At 68.5% G+C, this 15677-nt stretch carries 16 protein-coding genes; 6 read left to right on the top strand and 10 right to left on the bottom strand.

Going from position 1 to position 15677, the window contains the following annotated elements:
- The first annotated feature begins 4 nt into the window (after nucleotides 1-4).
- Nucleotides 5-1462, top strand: a complete 1458-nt coding sequence (locus AUC47_RS02890; protein ID WP_096713733.1) for an ABC transporter permease — start codon at nucleotides 5-7, stop codon at nucleotides 1460-1462.
- Nucleotides 1463-1493: 31 nt separating this feature from the next.
- Nucleotides 1494-2219: an ABC transporter ATP-binding protein gene (locus AUC47_RS02885; RefSeq protein ID WP_179297490.1), complete on the top strand. Its 726-nt coding sequence runs from the start codon at nucleotides 1494-1496 to the stop codon at nucleotides 2217-2219.
- Between the two features lie 57 nt (nucleotides 2220-2276).
- On the opposite strand, the gene gndA is transcribed toward AUC47_RS02885, so the two are convergent.
- On the bottom strand, nucleotides 2277-3731 hold the full coding sequence (gene gndA / locus AUC47_RS02880) for an NADP-dependent phosphogluconate dehydrogenase (protein ID WP_096713732.1): 1455 nt from the start codon (nucleotides 3729-3731) through the stop codon (nucleotides 2277-2279).
- Between the two features lie 79 nt (nucleotides 3732-3810).
- On the bottom strand, nucleotides 3811-3936 hold the full coding sequence (locus AUC47_RS16880; protein WP_256999418.1) for a hypothetical protein: 126 nt from the start codon (nucleotides 3934-3936) through the stop codon (nucleotides 3811-3813).
- Nucleotides 3937-4155: 219 nt separating this feature from the next.
- Between AUC47_RS16880 and AUC47_RS02875 the strand changes: the two genes are divergently transcribed.
- Nucleotides 4156-4779: a 50S ribosomal protein L25/general stress protein Ctc gene (locus tag AUC47_RS02875; protein ID WP_096713731.1), complete on the top strand. Its 624-nt coding sequence runs from the start codon at nucleotides 4156-4158 to the stop codon at nucleotides 4777-4779.
- 98 nt (nucleotides 4780-4877) lie between these two features.
- On the top strand, nucleotides 4878-5459 hold the full coding sequence (gene pth, locus AUC47_RS02870) for an aminoacyl-tRNA hydrolase (RefSeq protein ID WP_096713730.1): 582 nt from the start codon (nucleotides 4878-4880) through the stop codon (nucleotides 5457-5459).
- A gap of 101 nt (nucleotides 5460-5560) precedes the next feature.
- Here pth and AUC47_RS16875 read toward each other — a convergent pair whose 3' ends face one another.
- The 8 genes from AUC47_RS16875 to sdhC all read right to left on the bottom strand — a co-directional run bounded on the left by AUC47_RS16875 (nucleotide 5561) and on the right by sdhC (nucleotide 13022).
- Complete coding sequence (locus AUC47_RS16875) at nucleotides 5561-6271, bottom strand: hypothetical protein (RefSeq protein ID WP_256999417.1); 711 nt, start codon at nucleotides 6269-6271, stop codon at nucleotides 5561-5563.
- A gap of 49 nt (nucleotides 6272-6320) precedes the next feature.
- A complete protein-coding gene (gene trpS, locus AUC47_RS02860) occupies nucleotides 6321-7325 on the bottom strand; it encodes a tryptophan--tRNA ligase (protein WP_096713728.1) in 1005 nt (334 codons plus the stop codon).
- 36 nt (nucleotides 7326-7361) lie between these two features.
- Entirely contained in the window at nucleotides 7362-8201 is an 840-nt protein-coding gene (locus AUC47_RS02855; RefSeq protein WP_179297489.1) for an exodeoxyribonuclease III, read from the bottom strand.
- Between the two features lie 10 nt (nucleotides 8202-8211).
- Nucleotides 8212-9426 carry a YihY/virulence factor BrkB family protein gene (locus AUC47_RS02850; protein WP_096713727.1) on the bottom strand — a complete coding sequence of 405 codons (1215 nt, stop codon included), beginning with the start codon at nucleotides 9424-9426 and terminating at the stop codon, nucleotides 8212-8214.
- Nucleotides 9427-9513: 87 nt separating this feature from the next.
- On the bottom strand, nucleotides 9514-10281 hold the full coding sequence (locus AUC47_RS02845; RefSeq protein WP_096713726.1) for a succinate dehydrogenase iron-sulfur subunit: 768 nt from the start codon (nucleotides 10279-10281) through the stop codon (nucleotides 9514-9516).
- A 2-nt stretch (nucleotides 10282-10283) separates the two neighbouring features.
- Nucleotides 10284-12110: a succinate dehydrogenase flavoprotein subunit gene (gene sdhA, locus AUC47_RS02840; RefSeq protein ID WP_096713725.1), complete on the bottom strand. Its 1827-nt coding sequence runs from the start codon at nucleotides 12108-12110 to the stop codon at nucleotides 10284-10286.
- 34 nt (nucleotides 12111-12144) lie between these two features.
- Entirely contained in the window at nucleotides 12145-12588 is a 444-nt protein-coding gene (locus tag AUC47_RS02835; RefSeq protein WP_096713724.1) for a succinate dehydrogenase hydrophobic membrane anchor subunit, read from the bottom strand.
- Nucleotides 12588-13022, bottom strand: a complete 435-nt coding sequence (sdhC, locus tag AUC47_RS02830) for a succinate dehydrogenase, cytochrome b556 subunit (RefSeq protein WP_096713723.1) — start codon at nucleotides 13020-13022, stop codon at nucleotides 12588-12590. Before sdhC ends, AUC47_RS02835 begins: the two co-directional genes overlap by 1 nt.
- Before the next feature lie 266 nt (nucleotides 13023-13288).
- Here sdhC and AUC47_RS02825 point away from each other — a divergent pair, with 266 nt between their 5' ends.
- Complete coding sequence (locus AUC47_RS02825) at nucleotides 13289-14374, top strand: mannose-1-phosphate guanylyltransferase (RefSeq protein ID WP_373557847.1); 1086 nt, start codon at nucleotides 13289-13291, stop codon at nucleotides 14372-14374.
- A gap of 155 nt (nucleotides 14375-14529) precedes the next feature.
- Nucleotides 14530-15642: a BMP family lipoprotein gene (locus AUC47_RS02820; RefSeq protein ID WP_096713721.1), complete on the top strand. Its 1113-nt coding sequence runs from the start codon at nucleotides 14530-14532 to the stop codon at nucleotides 15640-15642.
- The last annotated feature ends 35 nt before the right edge of the window (nucleotides 15643-15677 follow it).

The following is a 15677-nucleotide window of genomic DNA, read 5'->3' as shown; positions in this document are numbered from 1 at the left end:
ACACATGTACGGCACATACCTGCGACGGGAGCTGGCGGGTCGCAAGAAGCAGACGGCGATCGTCGCGATAGGACTCGCGATCGCCATCGCCCTCGTCATCATCGTCAACGCGCTCACCGCTGGAGTGAGAGACGCGCAGGCGCAAGCGCTCGCGTCGGTCTACGGCGTCGGCACCGACCTCACGGTCACCGGTGCGGCGGCCGAGCCGGGGGAGGGAGGCGGACAGCGCTTCGACTTCGGGTCGGGGGACGGCACGACCGACGGCCAGACCACGACGCTCACCCGGTCGACGCTGCGCACGGACTTCATGCGCGGCACTCTCGATGCCTCGGTGCTCGACACCGTCGCGTCGACGGACGGAGTGACCGCGGCGACAGCCGCGCTCAGTCTCACGAACTCGACCTTCTCGGGGGAGCTCCCCAGCGGCGGATTCGGCGAGGCGGATGCCGAGGGCACCACGCCGACCGAGGGTCAGGCGCCCCCGCAGGGCGGAGAAGGCGGCGGCTCGTTCGGGATCGACTCGTTCACCGTGCTCGGCATCGACCCCGTCGCGACGTCGGTCGGCCCGCTCGCCTCGGTCGAGGTCAGCGACGGCCGCGCACTCGACGCCGACGACGCCGGGTCGCTCGTCGCGCTCGTCGACGCGAGCTACGCGGCCACGAACGAGATCGCCGTGGGCGATACGATCGACGTGGCAGGCTCCGACGTCGAGGTGGTCGGCATCGTGTCCTCCACCCCCGACTCAGCCGACACCGCCGCGAACGTCTACCTCCCGCTCGACACCGCGCAGGAGCTGTCCGGCGCGGGTGACGTCGTCTCGACCGTGTATGTGCAGGCCGAATCCGCGTCGTCGATCGACGCCGTGCAGACCGCGCTCGCAGACGAGCTGCCGGACGCGACGATCACCTCGCAGTCCGAGCTCGCCTCGACCGTGTCCGGCTCGCTCTCCAGCGCCACGTCGCTCATCACGAACCTCGGCACGTGGCTGTCGATCATCGTGCTCGCGGTGGCGGTGCTCCTCTCGGTGCTGCTCACGCTGTCGGGCGTCGCGCGTCGCACGCGGGAGTTCGGCACGCTCAAGGCGATCGGCTGGTCGAACGGCAGGGTCGTACGTCAGGTGGCCGGTGAATCGATGGTGCAGGGGCTGATCGGCGGAGCGGTCGGGCTCGTCCTCGGCGTCATCGGCATCGTCGTCATCAATCTGGTGAAGCCGACCGTGGCGGCCACGGCCGCGCCCGGCGACAGCGGTGGCCCCGGTGGCATTGGCGGTGGCCCCACCGGCGGAGGCGGAGGCATGTTCCAGACGCAGGCGACGGACATCGTGCTGCAGGCCCCGTTCAGCCTCTGGGTGCTCGTGGCAGCGGTCGGTCTCGCCGTGCTCGGCGGACTCGTCGCCGGAGCAATCGGCGGATGGCGCGCCGCCCGCCTCAGCCCTGCGGAAGCCCTGCGGTCCGTCGCCTGACGGCCGCGACCTGACAGACAAGGAGACACACATGACCATCGCAGACGTCGCCACGGCGATCACACCCTCGGATGCCGCGGACCCGCTGTACCGCGCACGGGATGTCACACGCACCTATGCGCAGAAGGGGAGGACGGTGAAGGCCCTCACGGGGGTCGACCTCACCATTCATGCCGGGGAGTTCGTGACAATCCAGGGGCCGACAGGAGGTGGGAAGTCCACACTCCTGCAGCTGCTCGGCGCGCTCGACACGCCCTCGTCGGGTTCGCTCCGGCTCGGCGACATCGAGCTCGCCTCGGCATCCGCTCGCGAGCTCGCCCGGATCCGTTCGGAGGAGATCGGCTTCGTGTTCCAGGGGTTCAACCTGATCCCGACGCTGACGGCGGCCGAGAACGTCGACATGGCCCTCGAGCCGCTATCGCTGGACAGGGCGGAGCGCGGGGCACGCGTCGCGGAGGCTCTCGCGCATGTGGGGCTCGCCGACCGCGGCGACCACCTGCCGACCGAACTGTCCGGCGGGCAGCAGCAGCGTGTCGCCATCGCCCGGGCCATCATCAAGAGGCCCCGCGTGCTCCTCGCGGACGAGCCGACGGGCAACCTCGACGAGAGCATGCGCGACGAGATCCTCGCCCTCCTCGAAGGGCTGTGCGCGGAAGGGATCACGATGATCGTCGTCACGCACGACTCCGCCGTCGCGCGCCGTGCCACGCGGAGGCTGCGTCTGTCGAAGGGCGCGGTGCAGGACATCACCCGCTGAGGACGACGAAGGCCCCGGCGCAGTGCGCCGGGGCCTTCGTCATGTCTCAGACGACTTTCAGTGCGTGTCCTCGGCCTCGATCTCGGTGCGGTCGCCGGACCACTGGGTGTGGAAGGTGCCTTCCTTGTCGATGCGCTTGTACGTGTGCGCACCGAAGAAGTCGCGCTGGCCCTGCACGAGGGCTGCGGGCAGGCGGTCGGCGCGGATGCCGTCGTAGTACGACAGCGACGACGAGAACGCCGGAGCGGGGATGCCTGCCTGTGCGGCGGCGATGACCACGCGCCGCCACGCGGCCTGGCCACGGGTGAGCGCCTCGGCGAAGTACGGCGCGGTCATGAGCACCGGAAGGTCGGGCTCGGCCTGGTACGCATCGGCGATGCGGTTGAGGAACTGCGCGCGGATGATGCAGCCGCCGCGCCAGATCTTCGAGATCGCGCCGAGGTCGATGTTCCAGTCGTACTCGGCTGCCCCCGCGCGGATCTCGTCGAAGCCCTGCGAGTAGGCGACGATCTTCGAGGCGTACAGGGCCAGGCGCACGTCCTCGATGAAAGCGTCGACGTCTTCCGGAGCGACGGTGAACGCCTCGTCCGGGCCGGGGAGAGCGGCGGCCGCGGCGCGCTGCTCGGGGTGCGACGACAGCGAGCGGGCGAAGGTGGCCTCGGCGATGCCGGAGACCGGGACGCCCAGAGACAGCGCGGTCTGCACGGTCCACGCGCCGGTGCCCTTGGCGCCGGCCTGGTCGAGGATGACGTCGACGAGCGGCTGGCCGGTCGCGGCATCCACCTGGCGGAGCACCTCGGCGGTGATCTCGATCAGGTACGACTCGAGCTCGCCGCGGTTCCACTCGGCGAAGATGTCGGCGATCTCCGCGGGGGTCTTGCCCGTGCCGCGACGGATGAGGTCGTACGCCTCGGCGATCAGCTGCATGTCGGCGTACTCGATGCCGTTGTGCACCATCTTCACGAAGTGACCAGCGCCGTCGTGACCGACGTGCGTGACGCAGGGCTCGCCCTCGGCGACCGCGGCGATGGACTTCAGGATCGGACCGAGCGTGACCCAGGATTCGTCCGAGCCGCCGGGCATGATCGACGGACCGGTCAGGGCGCCCTCCTCGCCGCCGGAGATCCCGGCGCCGACGAAGTTCACGCCCGTCTCGCGGACGGTCTTCTCGCGGCGGATCGTGTCGGGGAAGTACGCGTTGCCGCCGTCGACGATGATGTCGCCCGGCTCGAAGACCTCGAGGAGTGAATCGATCACGGCATCCGTGGGGCGACCGGCCTTCACCATGATGATCGCGGTGCGTGGCTTCTGCAGCGAGTCCGCGAACTCCCGGTAGGACTGTGCGGGGAGGAAGCCGGCCTCGGGGTGCTCGGAGACGAGCGTCTCGGTCTTCTCGTAGCTGCGGTTGAAGATCGCCACCGTGTTGCCCTCGCGGCTGGCGAGGTTGCGGGCGAGGTTCGACCCCATGACGGCGAGTCCGACGACTCCGATGTTGGCTGATGCTTCGGGCACAGAGGGCTCCTCGATCGTGAAGGTTGGGATGCCCCCAGATTATCGCGGTGAGCGCGATCGAGCCGCGTCTGTGTCGGCGTCAGTCCTTGCGGTAGCCGGAGCGGCCGAGCGAGAAGAGGGCACCGAACGTCGCGGCGGCAGCGCACACGGTCATCGCGCCGATGACCCAGGCGATCACGTGGGAGAAGAAGGCGCCGTCGAACATGGGGACTCCGTTTTCTGCAGAAGGGCCGGTGTCTTCAGCCTATCGGGTCGTTTGCTACCATGAGGGGAGTACCTCGGCGAGGGATGCTGCTGCGCATGCGCGGAGCATCCGTTATCGACGCGGCGAAGCAAGCCCGGTGGCTTCCCTCACGTGTCTGCGTTCGAGAACAATTCCAAGACCACCGCGCAGCCTCGCTGCGTGCCCCGAAGGAGAACCCCCATGTCTGAAGACACCAAGGTCGTCGCCGAGCTCCGCGAGAGCTTCGGCAAGGGCTTCGCCCGCCGCCTCCGCGCCGCCGGCAAGATCCCCGCTGTCATCTACGGTCACGGCACCGAGCCCGTGCACGTCGCCCTGCCCGGCCACCAGGTCTCGCTCATCATCCGCCGTGCCAACGCGCTGCTCGAGCTCGACATCGCGGGCACGGAGCAGCTCGCCCTGGTCAAGGACGTCCAGAAGGACCCGGTGCACCAGATCATCGAGCACATCGACCTCCTCGTCGTGAAGAAGGGCGAGAAGGTCACGATCGACGTTCCCGTCGTCGTCACGGGTGAGCCCTTCGCCGGCACCATCGCCACGCTCGACGCGACCACGCTGTCGATCGAGGCTGAGGCCACGCACATCCCCGAGAACGTCGAGGTCTCTGTCGAGGGTCTCGAGGAGGGCGCGCACATCACCGCCGCCGACGTCGCACTGCCCAAGGGCTCGACGCTGCTGACCGACCCCGAGGTCCTCGTGGTCGCCGTCTCGGTGCCCGTCCTCGAGGTCGAGGAAGACACGACCGCAGAGGAGCCCGCCGAGGGCGAGACCGAGGCAGAGGCCGCCCAGGAGGACGCCGCGGAGTAATCTCCGACAGCTTCAGCACGGAGGGGACGCGAGGTCATCGCGTCCCCTCCGTCGTATCCCGACCGGACCGCGGTCCGCGCCCGTGAAAGGACGATGACATGGCATCCACCTGGCTCGTGGTGGGGCTCGGCAACCCCGGCCCGCGATACGAGGCGACCCGGCACAACATCGGCCAGATGGTGATCGACGAGCTCGCCGCGCGTCGTGGCGAGACGTTCCGAGAGCACAAGGCGGGGGCGCGGGTCGTCGAGACGTGGCTGCGGCCCGGGGCCGACAAGCTCGTGCTGGCGAAGCCGAACACGTTCATGAACGCATCGGGGACCCCTGTCGCCGCTCTGGCGCGCTTCTACTCGGTTGCGCCGGAGCGTCTCGTCGTCGTGCACGACGAGCTCGACATCCCGTTCGACACGATCAAGCTCAAGAGCGGTGGCGGCCACGGCGGACACAACGGCGTGCGCGACATCGCGAGCGCCATCACGACTCCCGACTTCCCCCGGGTGCGGGTCGGCATCGGACGACCCCCCGGTCGACAGGATCCGGCCGACTGGGTGCTGTCGCCGTTCGGCAAGGATGAGCGCGCGAACCTGCCCGTCCTCGTATCGGACGGCGCGGATGCCGTAGAGCTGCTCGTCGACGAGGGACTCGTCGCGGCGCAGCAGAAGCACCACGCGCCGCGCTGACGCGGGCGCCTGAGATCAGGAGGCCGCGCCGAGGTCAGGAGGATGCCGTCGGGATGCTCCTGATTCCGGGTGATGCTCCTGATCTCGGCGCTTACGCACGGTCAGGTGGTCGGCAGGAAGCCCGCGGCCGTTCCCGTGGAGATCGCGAACAGCAGGACGACCCAGAAGATGATGGGCCCGATAACGGCGACGACGAGCGCCGCAATGCCGGCACCCCGCCCCTGATTCCGGCGGATGGCGATGATGCCGATGACGATCGCCGCGATCCCGAGGATCGTTCCGGTCCAGAACGAGATCTCGGCCCAGAGCACCTGATCACGGGCGGGTGACAGCAGCGACAGGAAGTCGGGGTCCGTCGTGTCGAGGCCGCTGGGGATGCGGCGTCCGATCTCGTACCCGGCGACGCCGACCACGATCGGCATGATCAGGGAGGACACGGCAGCGAAGATCAGCGACAGGATGCCGAGCAGCGCCGACTTCTTCTCCGTTGGCTGAGGCACCTGGTAGGCGCCGGACGGAGCGGCGTAACCGCCGACAGGCACCTGATAGGCCCCCGGAGGAGCGGGCTGTGGGAATGCGGGCGCACCGGGCGCGGGGAACTGCGGAGCGCCGGCCGGGGCCGGTGCCGGTGGGATGCTCGGCGGCACGGGTGCCTGCGCGGGAGCCACCGGGTAGGCGGCGGGCGCAAGGTAGGGCGGGGGAGCGGAGTACGCCGGCGGAGCCTGCGGTGCGGGCGGCGCCGGCGGGTACGCGGCGGGAGCCGGAAGCACTGGAGGGACGTCACCGTACGGGGGCTGCTGCGGATCGCTCACGCCCCCATCCTAGGTGCGGTCTCAGGATGCCGCCGGTCGGCGCCCCGAGTCAGACGCGCCGCAGCAGGCCGACGCGGTCGTACACGGTCGCGAGGGTCGCGTCGGCTACCTCATCGGCCCGCGCGGCGTTCGAGGCGAGGATGCGATCGAGTTCGGCGGGGTCGTCGAGGAGCTCCAGCGCCCGAGCACGCACCGGCTCGAACTCGTTCACGACGACCTCGGCGAGACCCTTCTTGAAGTCCCCGTAGCCGCGACCCGCGTATTCGTCTTCGATCGCCGGCACCTGGCGGCCCGTGAGGGCGGCGTAGATCGTCAGCAGGTTCGAGACACCGGGCTTGGCCTCGCGGTCGAAGCGCACAGACCCCTCGTTGTCGGTGACGGCGCGCATGATCTTCTTCGCGGATTTCGCCGGGTCGTCGAGCATCCACAGCACGCCGGCGTCGCTCTCGGCAGACTTCGACATCTTCGCGGTCGGGTTCTGCAGGTCGTAGATGCGGGCGGTGTCCTTCTGGATCACGGGCTTCGGCACGACGAAGGTCTCGCCGAATCGCGCGTTGAAGCGCTCCGCGAGGTCGCGCGTGAGCTCGACATGCTGCTTCTGGTCGTCGCCGACGGGCACGACGTCGGTCTGGTACAGCAGGATGTCGGCGGCCATGAGCACCGGATACGTGAACAGGCCGACGCTCGTCGAGTCCGCTCCGTAGCGAGCCGACTTGTCCTTGAACTGGGTCATACGACCCGCTTCGCCGAATCCTGTGATCGTTGAAAGGATCCAGGCCAGCTCGGCGTGCGCGCGCACGTGCGACTGCACGTACAGCGTCGACTGGGAGGGTTCGATGCCTGCGGCGATGTACTGGGCGGCCGTCCGGCGGGTCTTCTCGCGGAGCTCGGCCGGGTCCTGCGCGACGGTGATCGCGTGCAGGTCGACGACCGAGAAGAAGGCGTCGAACGAGTTCTGCAGATCCCGCCACTGCAGGAGAGCCCCGATGTAGTTGCCGATCTGGAGGGAGTCGGCGGAGGGCTGCATTCCGGAGTAGAGGCGAGGCTTGGTCACGGTATCAATCCTATGGGCGACGAGTAGCCCGAGAGTTCAGTAGGTGTAGTCGACGACGACCGGCGCATGGTCGCTCCAGCGCTGGTCATAGGCCGCCGCACGGGCGACATGGTACGCCGTGACGCGCTCAGCGAGCGCAGGTGTCGCGAGGTGGTAGTCGATGCGCCACCCCGAGTCGTTGTCGAACGCCTGTCCGCGCATCGACCACCACGTGTACGGCCCCTCCACCTCGCCGTGGAAACGCCGGCCCACGTCGACCCAGCCGAGGCCGACACCCGTCGATCCGTCGACTCCCTCGACGATCTCCCCCGCCGGGCCGAGGAAGCGATCGAAGTACGCGCGCTCGCGCGGGAGGAAGCCGGCCTTCTTGCGGTTGCCTCGCCAGTTCTTGATGTCGAGCTCGCGGTGTCCGACGTTGAGGTCACCCGTCACGAGCGCGAGGGCGTCGCCCTGGCCGAGCTCGGCGAGCCGTGCGCCGAACGCGTCGAGGAACTTCCACTTCTCCTCCTGCTTCGGAGTGTCGGCCTCGCCCGAGTGCACGTAAGCGCTCACGACGGTGAGCGGACGGTCGCCGATGAGGAAGTCGGCCTCGATCCACCGGCCCTTCGAGTCGAAGTCGGACGGTCCGAACTCGGTCCGGAAGGCGAGCGCGGGCTCACGGCTGGCGATCGCGACACCGGCTCGGCCCTTGGCGCTGGCCTCGTCGTGCACGAAGGTCCAGCCGGGAAGAGCGGCCTCGAGGTGCTCGTCCTGACCGCGGACCTCTTGAAGGGTGAGCACATCGACGTCGGCGGCGTCGAGCCAGGAGCTCATCCCGTTGCGGGCCGCCGCCCTGATCCCGTTGACGTTGACAGAGGCGATACGCAGATGAGGCATGCGGACAAGCCTAACGAGCGTCACCGACATCCCGGGACGCGCTGTCGCGCTCCGCTCGCAGCCTCTCGATGAAGGAGGGGACGGGGTCGGGAAGGGGCGGCGCCGAGGCCTCGAGCTCGGCGAGATCCGCCTCCGCGTGGCGCTCCGCACGGTGGGCGGCCCACGAGCGGTACCACGGTGCCCGCTCGCGCGCCGATCGCGCGGCATCCAGGCGGATGCGTGCCGCGGCCACGAGGGTGCGGTGTTCATCGGCCAGCCGTTGCGCGTCCGAGCGTCGGGTGAGGGGAAGGTCCCGGTCCCGAGCCGAGACCGCGATCCACGACGAGGCGACGAGCATCACCACGCCGTTCACACGGAACCACAGCAGGAGTCCGACGAAGATGGCGAACGTCGCCAGCAGGGGGTTGCGCGGGGTGTAGCTCAACAGGAAGCCGGCCCCGTACTGCAGCACCGTCATCGCTGCGCCGCCGAGCAGTGCGCCGGGCCAGATCGTCCTCCACGCCAGCGACGTGCCGGTGAGGAAGCGGACCATGGCCGCCAGGGCGCCCGACAGCAGGGCGAACGACACCACCACGGTGCCGAGGCGGATGCTCAGGGTCAGCCCGGCCGACCCCGTGTCCCACCCGACGAGGCCGAGCAGCCAGCTGAGGGCGGCGGCACTGGCCGAGCTGAGGAGAGACCCCGCGATCAGCGCGACGCCGAAGATGAGGGCGGCGAGGAGGTCACGGGCCTTGAGCATCACGTAGCTGCGCAGGTCGGGCGGCAGACCGAAGATGTCGCGAGTGGCCCGGCGGGAGAACGTCACCCAGCCGATGGCCGTCCAGATGACCGTGCCCAGGGCGATGAGGCCGGTGACGCTGAGGACGCCGGTCGTGCTCGCGGCGATCTGCTGAGCCTGTTCGGGTGTGAACAGCCCGCCCTCGGGCTGGATCAGGTTCGGGATGTAGCTGTTGATGACGTCGATCAGGGCGTCGACGGCCTCTTCGCTGGCTCCGAGCCAGAGGCCGGCGACGGCGAACGCGAGGTAGATCGCCGCGAAGATGGCGAACAGGGCCTGATAGCTGACCCCGGCCGCGAGCAGGAAGCCGTTGTGCTGCAGGAAGTGCCGCCACACCCGCACCGGGAAGAGTCCGAGCGTGCGCCTCGTCAGCGTCGCCGCGCGATCCACGACCGCGCCGATCCGCCCGGGTTCGGACTCGCCCGCTGCTCGATCTCGCTCCGACACCTCTTCACCCTATCGGCGGCCGCAGAGCAGACAGCAGACGGGCGGCCCCCCGAAAAGGAGACCGCCCGTCGACAGCGAAGCCCGAGGTCAGGGGCGACCGCGCAGCACGGCCTGCTTGACCTCGGCGATGGCCTTGGTGACCTCGATGCCGCGGGGGCACGCCTCGGAGCAGTTGAAGGTCGTGCGGCAGCGCCAGACGCCCTCCTTGTCATTGAGGATGTCGAGGCGGACGTCGGCGTTGTCGTCGCGGGAGTCGAAGATGAAGCGGTGCGCGTTCACGATCGCCGCCGGACCGAAGTACTGGCCGTCGGTCCAGAACACGGGGCACGACGAGGTGCACGCCGCGCACAGGATGCACTTGGTGGTGTCGTCGAAGATCTCGCGGTCGGCGATCGACTGGGTGCGCTCCTTGCCCTTCTCCGGCACGGAGTTCGCGACGAGGAACGGCTGCACCTCGCGGTAGGACGCGAAGAACGGCTCCATGTCGACGATGAGGTCCTTCTCCAGCGGCAGACCCTTGATCGCCTCGACGTAGATCGGCTTCGAGATGTCGAGGTCCTTGATCAGCGTCTTGCAGGCGAGGCGGTTGCGGCCGTTGATGCGCATGGCGTCGGATCCGCAGATGCCGTGGGCGCAGGAGCGGCGGAAGCTCAGTGAGCCGTCGACCTCCCACTTGATCTTGTGCAGCGCGTCGAGCACGCGGTCGGTGGAGTAGAGCTCCACGTCGTAGTCGACCCAGTGCGGCTCCGCATCGACCTCGGGGTCGAAGCGGCGGATGTTGAACGTGACGATGAAGGACTGGATGCCGGTGTCCTCCGTGGCCTCTGCGGGGGCCTCGGCGAGTGCGTTCGACATGCTCAGTACTTCCTCTCCATCGGCGGGTAGTTGAACTCGCCCTGCTCGTTCTTGGTGAACACGACGGGCTTCCAATCGAGCTTGATGTGGTCGCTCGGATCGGAGGAGTGGGGGTCGCCCGTCAGGTACGCCATGGTGTGCTTCATGTAGTTGTCGTCGTCGCGCTTCGGGAAGTCGTCGCGCATGTGGCCGCCACGGCTCTCCTCGCGGTTCTGCGCCGCGTACACGACGACCTCGGCGATGTCGAGCAGGAAGCCCAGCTCGACGGCCTCGAGCAGATCGGTGTTGAACCGCTGGCCCTTGTCGTCGACGTGCACGTTCTTGTAGCGCTCGCGCAGCTCGGCGATGACGCCCAGGACGTGCTGCAGCGACTCGTGCGTGCGGAACACCTGCGCGCCCTTGTCCATCTCGTCCTGCAGCGTCTTGCGCAGCACGGCGATGCGCTCGGTGCCCTGGTTGTTGCGCAGGCCCTCGAGCATGTCGGACACGAACGCCGCCGGGTTCTCGGGCAGCGGCACGAAGTCCGCGGTCTTGACGTACTCGACCGCGTTGCGCCCGGAGCGCTTGCCGAAGACGTTGATGTCGAGCAGCGAGTTGGTGCCCAGGCGGTTCGCGCCGTGCACCGAGACGCACGCGCACTCGCCGGCGGCGTACAGGCCGGGGACGACGGTGTCGTTGTCGGCGAGCACCTCACCGTTGTTGTTGGTCGGGATGCCGCCCATCGCGTAGTGGGCGGTCGGCATCACCGGCACCGGCTCGACGACCGGGTCGACGCCCAGGTAGGTGCGGGCGAACTCGGTGATGTCGGGGAGCTTGGTCTCGAGGACCTCGGCGCCGAGGTGCGTGCAGTCCAGCAGCACATAGTCCTTGTGCGGGCCGGCGCCGCGGCCCTCAGCGACCTCCTGCACCATGCAGCGGGCGACGATGTCACGCGGAGCGAGGTCCTTGATGGTGGGGGCGTAGCGCTCCATGAATCGCTCGCCGGAGGCGTTGCGGAGAATCGCGCCCTCGCCGCGGGCGCCCTCCGTGAGGAGGATGCCGAGGCCGGCGAGGCCGGTCGGGTGGAACTGGAAGAACTCGAGGTCCTCGAGGGGCAGACCCTTGCGCCACACGATGCCCACGCCGTCGCCGGTGAGGGTGTGCGCGTTCGACGTGGTCTTGAAGATCTTGCCGAAGCCGCCGGTGGCGAAGATCACGGCCTTGGACTGGAAGACGTGCAGCTCGCCCGTCGACAGGTCGTAGGCGACGACGCCGGCGATCTGGGTCTTGCCCGCGGCATCCTTCACCGTGATGAGGTCGAGCACGTAGAACTCGTTGAAGAAGTTGATGCCGAGCTTGACGCAGTTCTGGAACAGCGTCTGCAGGATCATGTGGCCCGTGCGGTCGGCGGCGTAGCAGGCGCGGCGCACCGGCGTCTTGCCGTGCTCGGCGGTGTGCCCGCCGAAGCGGCGCTGGTCAATCTTGCCCTCGGGCGTGCGGTTGAAGGGGAGACCCATGTTCTCGAGGTCGATGACCGCGTCGATGGCCTCCTTGGCGAGGATCTCGGCCGCGTCCTGGTCGACGAGGTAGTCGCCGCCCTTGACCGTGTCGAAGGTGTGCCACTCCCAGCTGTCCTCCTCGACGTTCGCGAGGGCCGCCGCCATGCCGCCCTGCGCCGCGCCGGTGTGCGACCGCGTCGGGTAGAGCTTGGAGATCACCGCGGTCTTCGCGCCGGGGCCCGCCTCGATCGCCGCCCGCATGCCCGCGCCGCCGGCGCCGACGATGACGATGTCGAACTGGTGGTAGTGCACCCCGTCGCGCACGAAGGAGTCCTGGGTCTCTGTAGTCACTTCTTCTTATGCCTTCTCTTCTACTTGCCCAGTGTTAGTTGCCCAGTGTCTGGCACTGTTCCCACAGCGTGCTCGATTCGGTCACGCCGAGGCACGGGTCGAACGTGAAGACCACGAGGGTGCCGAGGATGATGAGCAGCGCCGCTGCCAGGCCGAGAGCCCAGATCAGCGCCTTGCGCGCGGTGGCGTTGGTGACGTAGTCGTTGACGATCGTGCGCATGCCGTTCGCGCCGTGGACCAGGGCGAGCCACAGCATCAGCACGTCCCACCACTGCCAGAACGGGGTGGCGAACTTGCCGGCGATGAACGCGAAGTCGAGGGCGTGGATGCCCTCACCGACCATGAGGTTGATGAACAGGTGTCCGAAGATGAGGATGACGAGCACCATGCCCGAGACCCGCATGAAGACCCAGCCCCACTTCTCGAGGTTGACCCCGCGACGGGTGCGGGTGGGGGCGGCGACGGTCTGAGCGGTCATCAGTGTCCTCCTCCGAAGCCGGCGAACGCGAGCATGAGGTGGCGCGGCACGAAGCCCGCCATGATGATGCCCCACACCAGGAGCACGCCCCAGAAGAGCTGGCGCTGGTACCGGGCGCCCTTCGACCAGAAGTCGACCGCGATGATCCGCAGGCCGTTCATGGCGTGGAAGACGATGCCCGCGACGAGCACGACCTCGCCGAGCGCCATGACCGGGTTCTTGTACGTGCCGATGACGGCGTCGTACGCCTCCGGCGACACCCTGATGAGCGCCGTGTCGAGCACGTGCACCAACAGGAAGAAGAAGATGGCGACTCCGGTGATGCGGTGAAGCACCCACGACCACATGCCTTCGCGACCCCGGTAGAGGGTGCCGCGGGGGGTCTTTGACGTGGTTTCCGAAATCGACGGTGTCAAGCGAGCGCTTGTGGACACGGTCGTCCTCCCTGGATCGATGTGACTCGGTCGCGTGCGCTGCGTGGTCCGGGCAGGATCCCGTCATCGCGAGGCACGGCCGATCGGAGTCCATCCTATTCCCGCCGGGAGGGCGGGGGCGACGAAGGCCTGCCTAACCGGCTCGACGTCGATAGCGTTCCTGCATGGTTCCGATCAGCTCTCGACATGGTCGGCTGCGCCCCAGCGCGGGCCAGGGGCCCGGCTACCCTGGCAGGGTGAGCCATTCCATCCCGAACTTCTACGCCGTGATCCCTGCCGGCGGCATCGGCAGCAGACTGTGGCCGCTCTCGCGCGCCGACGCGCCGAAGTTCCTGCACGACCTCACCGGCTCGGGGCATTCGCTGCTCCGCGACACGTGGGACCGCCTCGAGCCGCTCGCGGGACCCGATCGCATCGCGGTCGTCACCGGCCGCGCTCATCGGGCGGCTGTGGAGGCGCAGCTGCCCGGCATCGCCGACCTCAACGTGTTCCTCGAGTCGGAGCCTCGTGAGTCCGCCGCAGCGATCGGCCTGGCTGCGGCCATCCTGCACCGCCGAGACCCCGAGGTGATCATCGGCTCGTTCAGCGCCGACCACGTGATCCGCGGCACCCGCGTGTTCGAGTTCGCCGTGCGGGATGCCGTCGAGGTGGCGCGTGAGGGATACATCTGCACGATCGGCATCTCCCCGACGGAGCCCGCGGTCGGGTTCGGGTACATCAAGAGGGGACCGGAACTCGTGGTGGAGGGGGCCAGAGAGGCGGCACTCGTCGAGAGCTTCGTCGAGAAGCCCGACCTCGACACGGCGAAGGCCTATGTCGCCAGCCGTGACTACCTGTGGAACGCGGGCATGTTCATCGCGAAGGCGAGCGTGCTGCTCGAAGAGCTCGCAGCCAACGAGCCCGTCCTGCACGCCGGCCTCGTCGAACTCGCCGAGGCGTGGGACGATCGCGACCGCAGAGGCCCCGCGGTCGACCGCATCTGGCCCGCCCTGAAGAAGATCGCCATCGACTACGCGGTCGCGGAGCCCGCGGCGAAGCGCGGGCGGCTCGCCGTCGTGCCCGGGCACTTCGACTGGGACGACGTCGGCGACTTCGCGTCGCTCACGAAGCTGATCTCGAACGGCCGCAAGAACGACCTCGCGGTGCTCGGGCCGAAGGCTCGGGTGTTGTCGGATGCCGCGAGCGGCATCCTCGTCTCCCAGACGACCCGCGTGATCAGCCTCGTCGGGGTGCAGGACATCGTCGTGGTCGACACCCCCGATGCGCTTCTCGTGACGACCGTCGAGCACGCGCAGAGGGTGAAGGGCGTCGTGGAGTCCCTCAAGCTCACCGGCCGTGGAGACGTGCTCTGATGCGCAGATGAGCGCGCATCCGTGCTCACTCGTTGGCTTGATTTCAGCTTTGTAACCATTCCCTACCGGCCCGGTCCTCGATATACGCAATCGCCGAAACAGTAGGTAACTTTGATCGATCCGCGAGGGCCGCGGGTTCGTTGAGGAGGCATGAGTTGACCATCTCCACCACCAAGAAGCTGCTCGGCGCGACCATCGCCGCTGGAGTCGTCTTCGCTCTCGCCGGCTGCGGCCAGGCTCCGACGGAATCGGGCGACAACGGCGGCGGCGACGCTGCATCCGACTTCCTGCCCTGCCTCGTCTCGGACGCCGGCGGCTGGAACGACAAGTCGTTCAACCAGTCCGCCAAGGAGGGCATGGACCGCGCAGCGGACACCCTCGGCGTCAAGCCGCTCGAGTTCGAGTCGGCCAACGACAACGACTACGCGCCGAACCTCGAGACCGCGGTGTCCGAAGGCTGCTCGCTGATCGTCTCCGTCGGCTTCAAGCTCTCCGCGGCGACCGTCGAGTCCGCGCTCGCGAACCCGGAGATCGACTACGCGATCATCGACGACTACGCCGACAACGACTTCGACGGCACCACGGACGCCCCGAACATCAAGCCCCTCGTCTTCGACACCGCTCAGGCCGCGTACCTCGGCGGCTACGCCGCAGCCGGATGGTCGGCGCAGGCGGGCGTGAACAAGGTCGGCACCTTCGGCGGCATGCAGATCCCGTCGGTCGCCGTGTTCATGGACGGCTTCGCACTCGGCGTCGACAAGTACAACGAGGACAAGTCCGGCGCCGTGCAGGTGTTCGGCTGGGACGTCGACACCCAGGAGGGCTCGTTCACCGGCGGCTTCGACGCCAACGACACCGCCAAGCAGACCGCACAGGGCGTGCTCGACCAGGGCGTCGACGTCATCCTCCCGGTCGGCGGCCCGATCTACCAGAGCGCCGCAGCCGCGATCAAGGACAGCGGCAAGGACACGCTCATGGTCGGCGTCGACAGCGACCTGGCCGTCGCCGACGAGAGCGTGGCGGACGTCACCCTCTTCTCGATCATGAAGGCCATCGACGTGGCCGTCGAGGACGCGACGATCGCGGCCTCGGAGGGCGACTTCGACCCGGCGCCGTACGTCGGCACGCTCGAGAACGAGGGCGTGAAGCTCTCGGGCTTCGGCGCATTCGAGTCGGAGCTGCCTGACGGGCTGCTCGACGAGATCGCCGCTCTTCAGGAGCAGATCATCTCCGGCGACATCACCGTGGAGTCCCCGAACTCCCCGTAAGTCGCAGCAGGTCCAGGCCGGGGCGAGTGGAGCAC

It is taken from the genome of Microbacterium sp. SZ1 (assembly GCF_002362255.1).
Lineage (GTDB): Bacteria > Actinomycetota > Actinomycetes > Actinomycetales > Microbacteriaceae > Microbacterium.
Note: the sequence above shows the minus strand (reverse complement) of the source record. Positions and strands in the feature narration are given on the sequence as shown.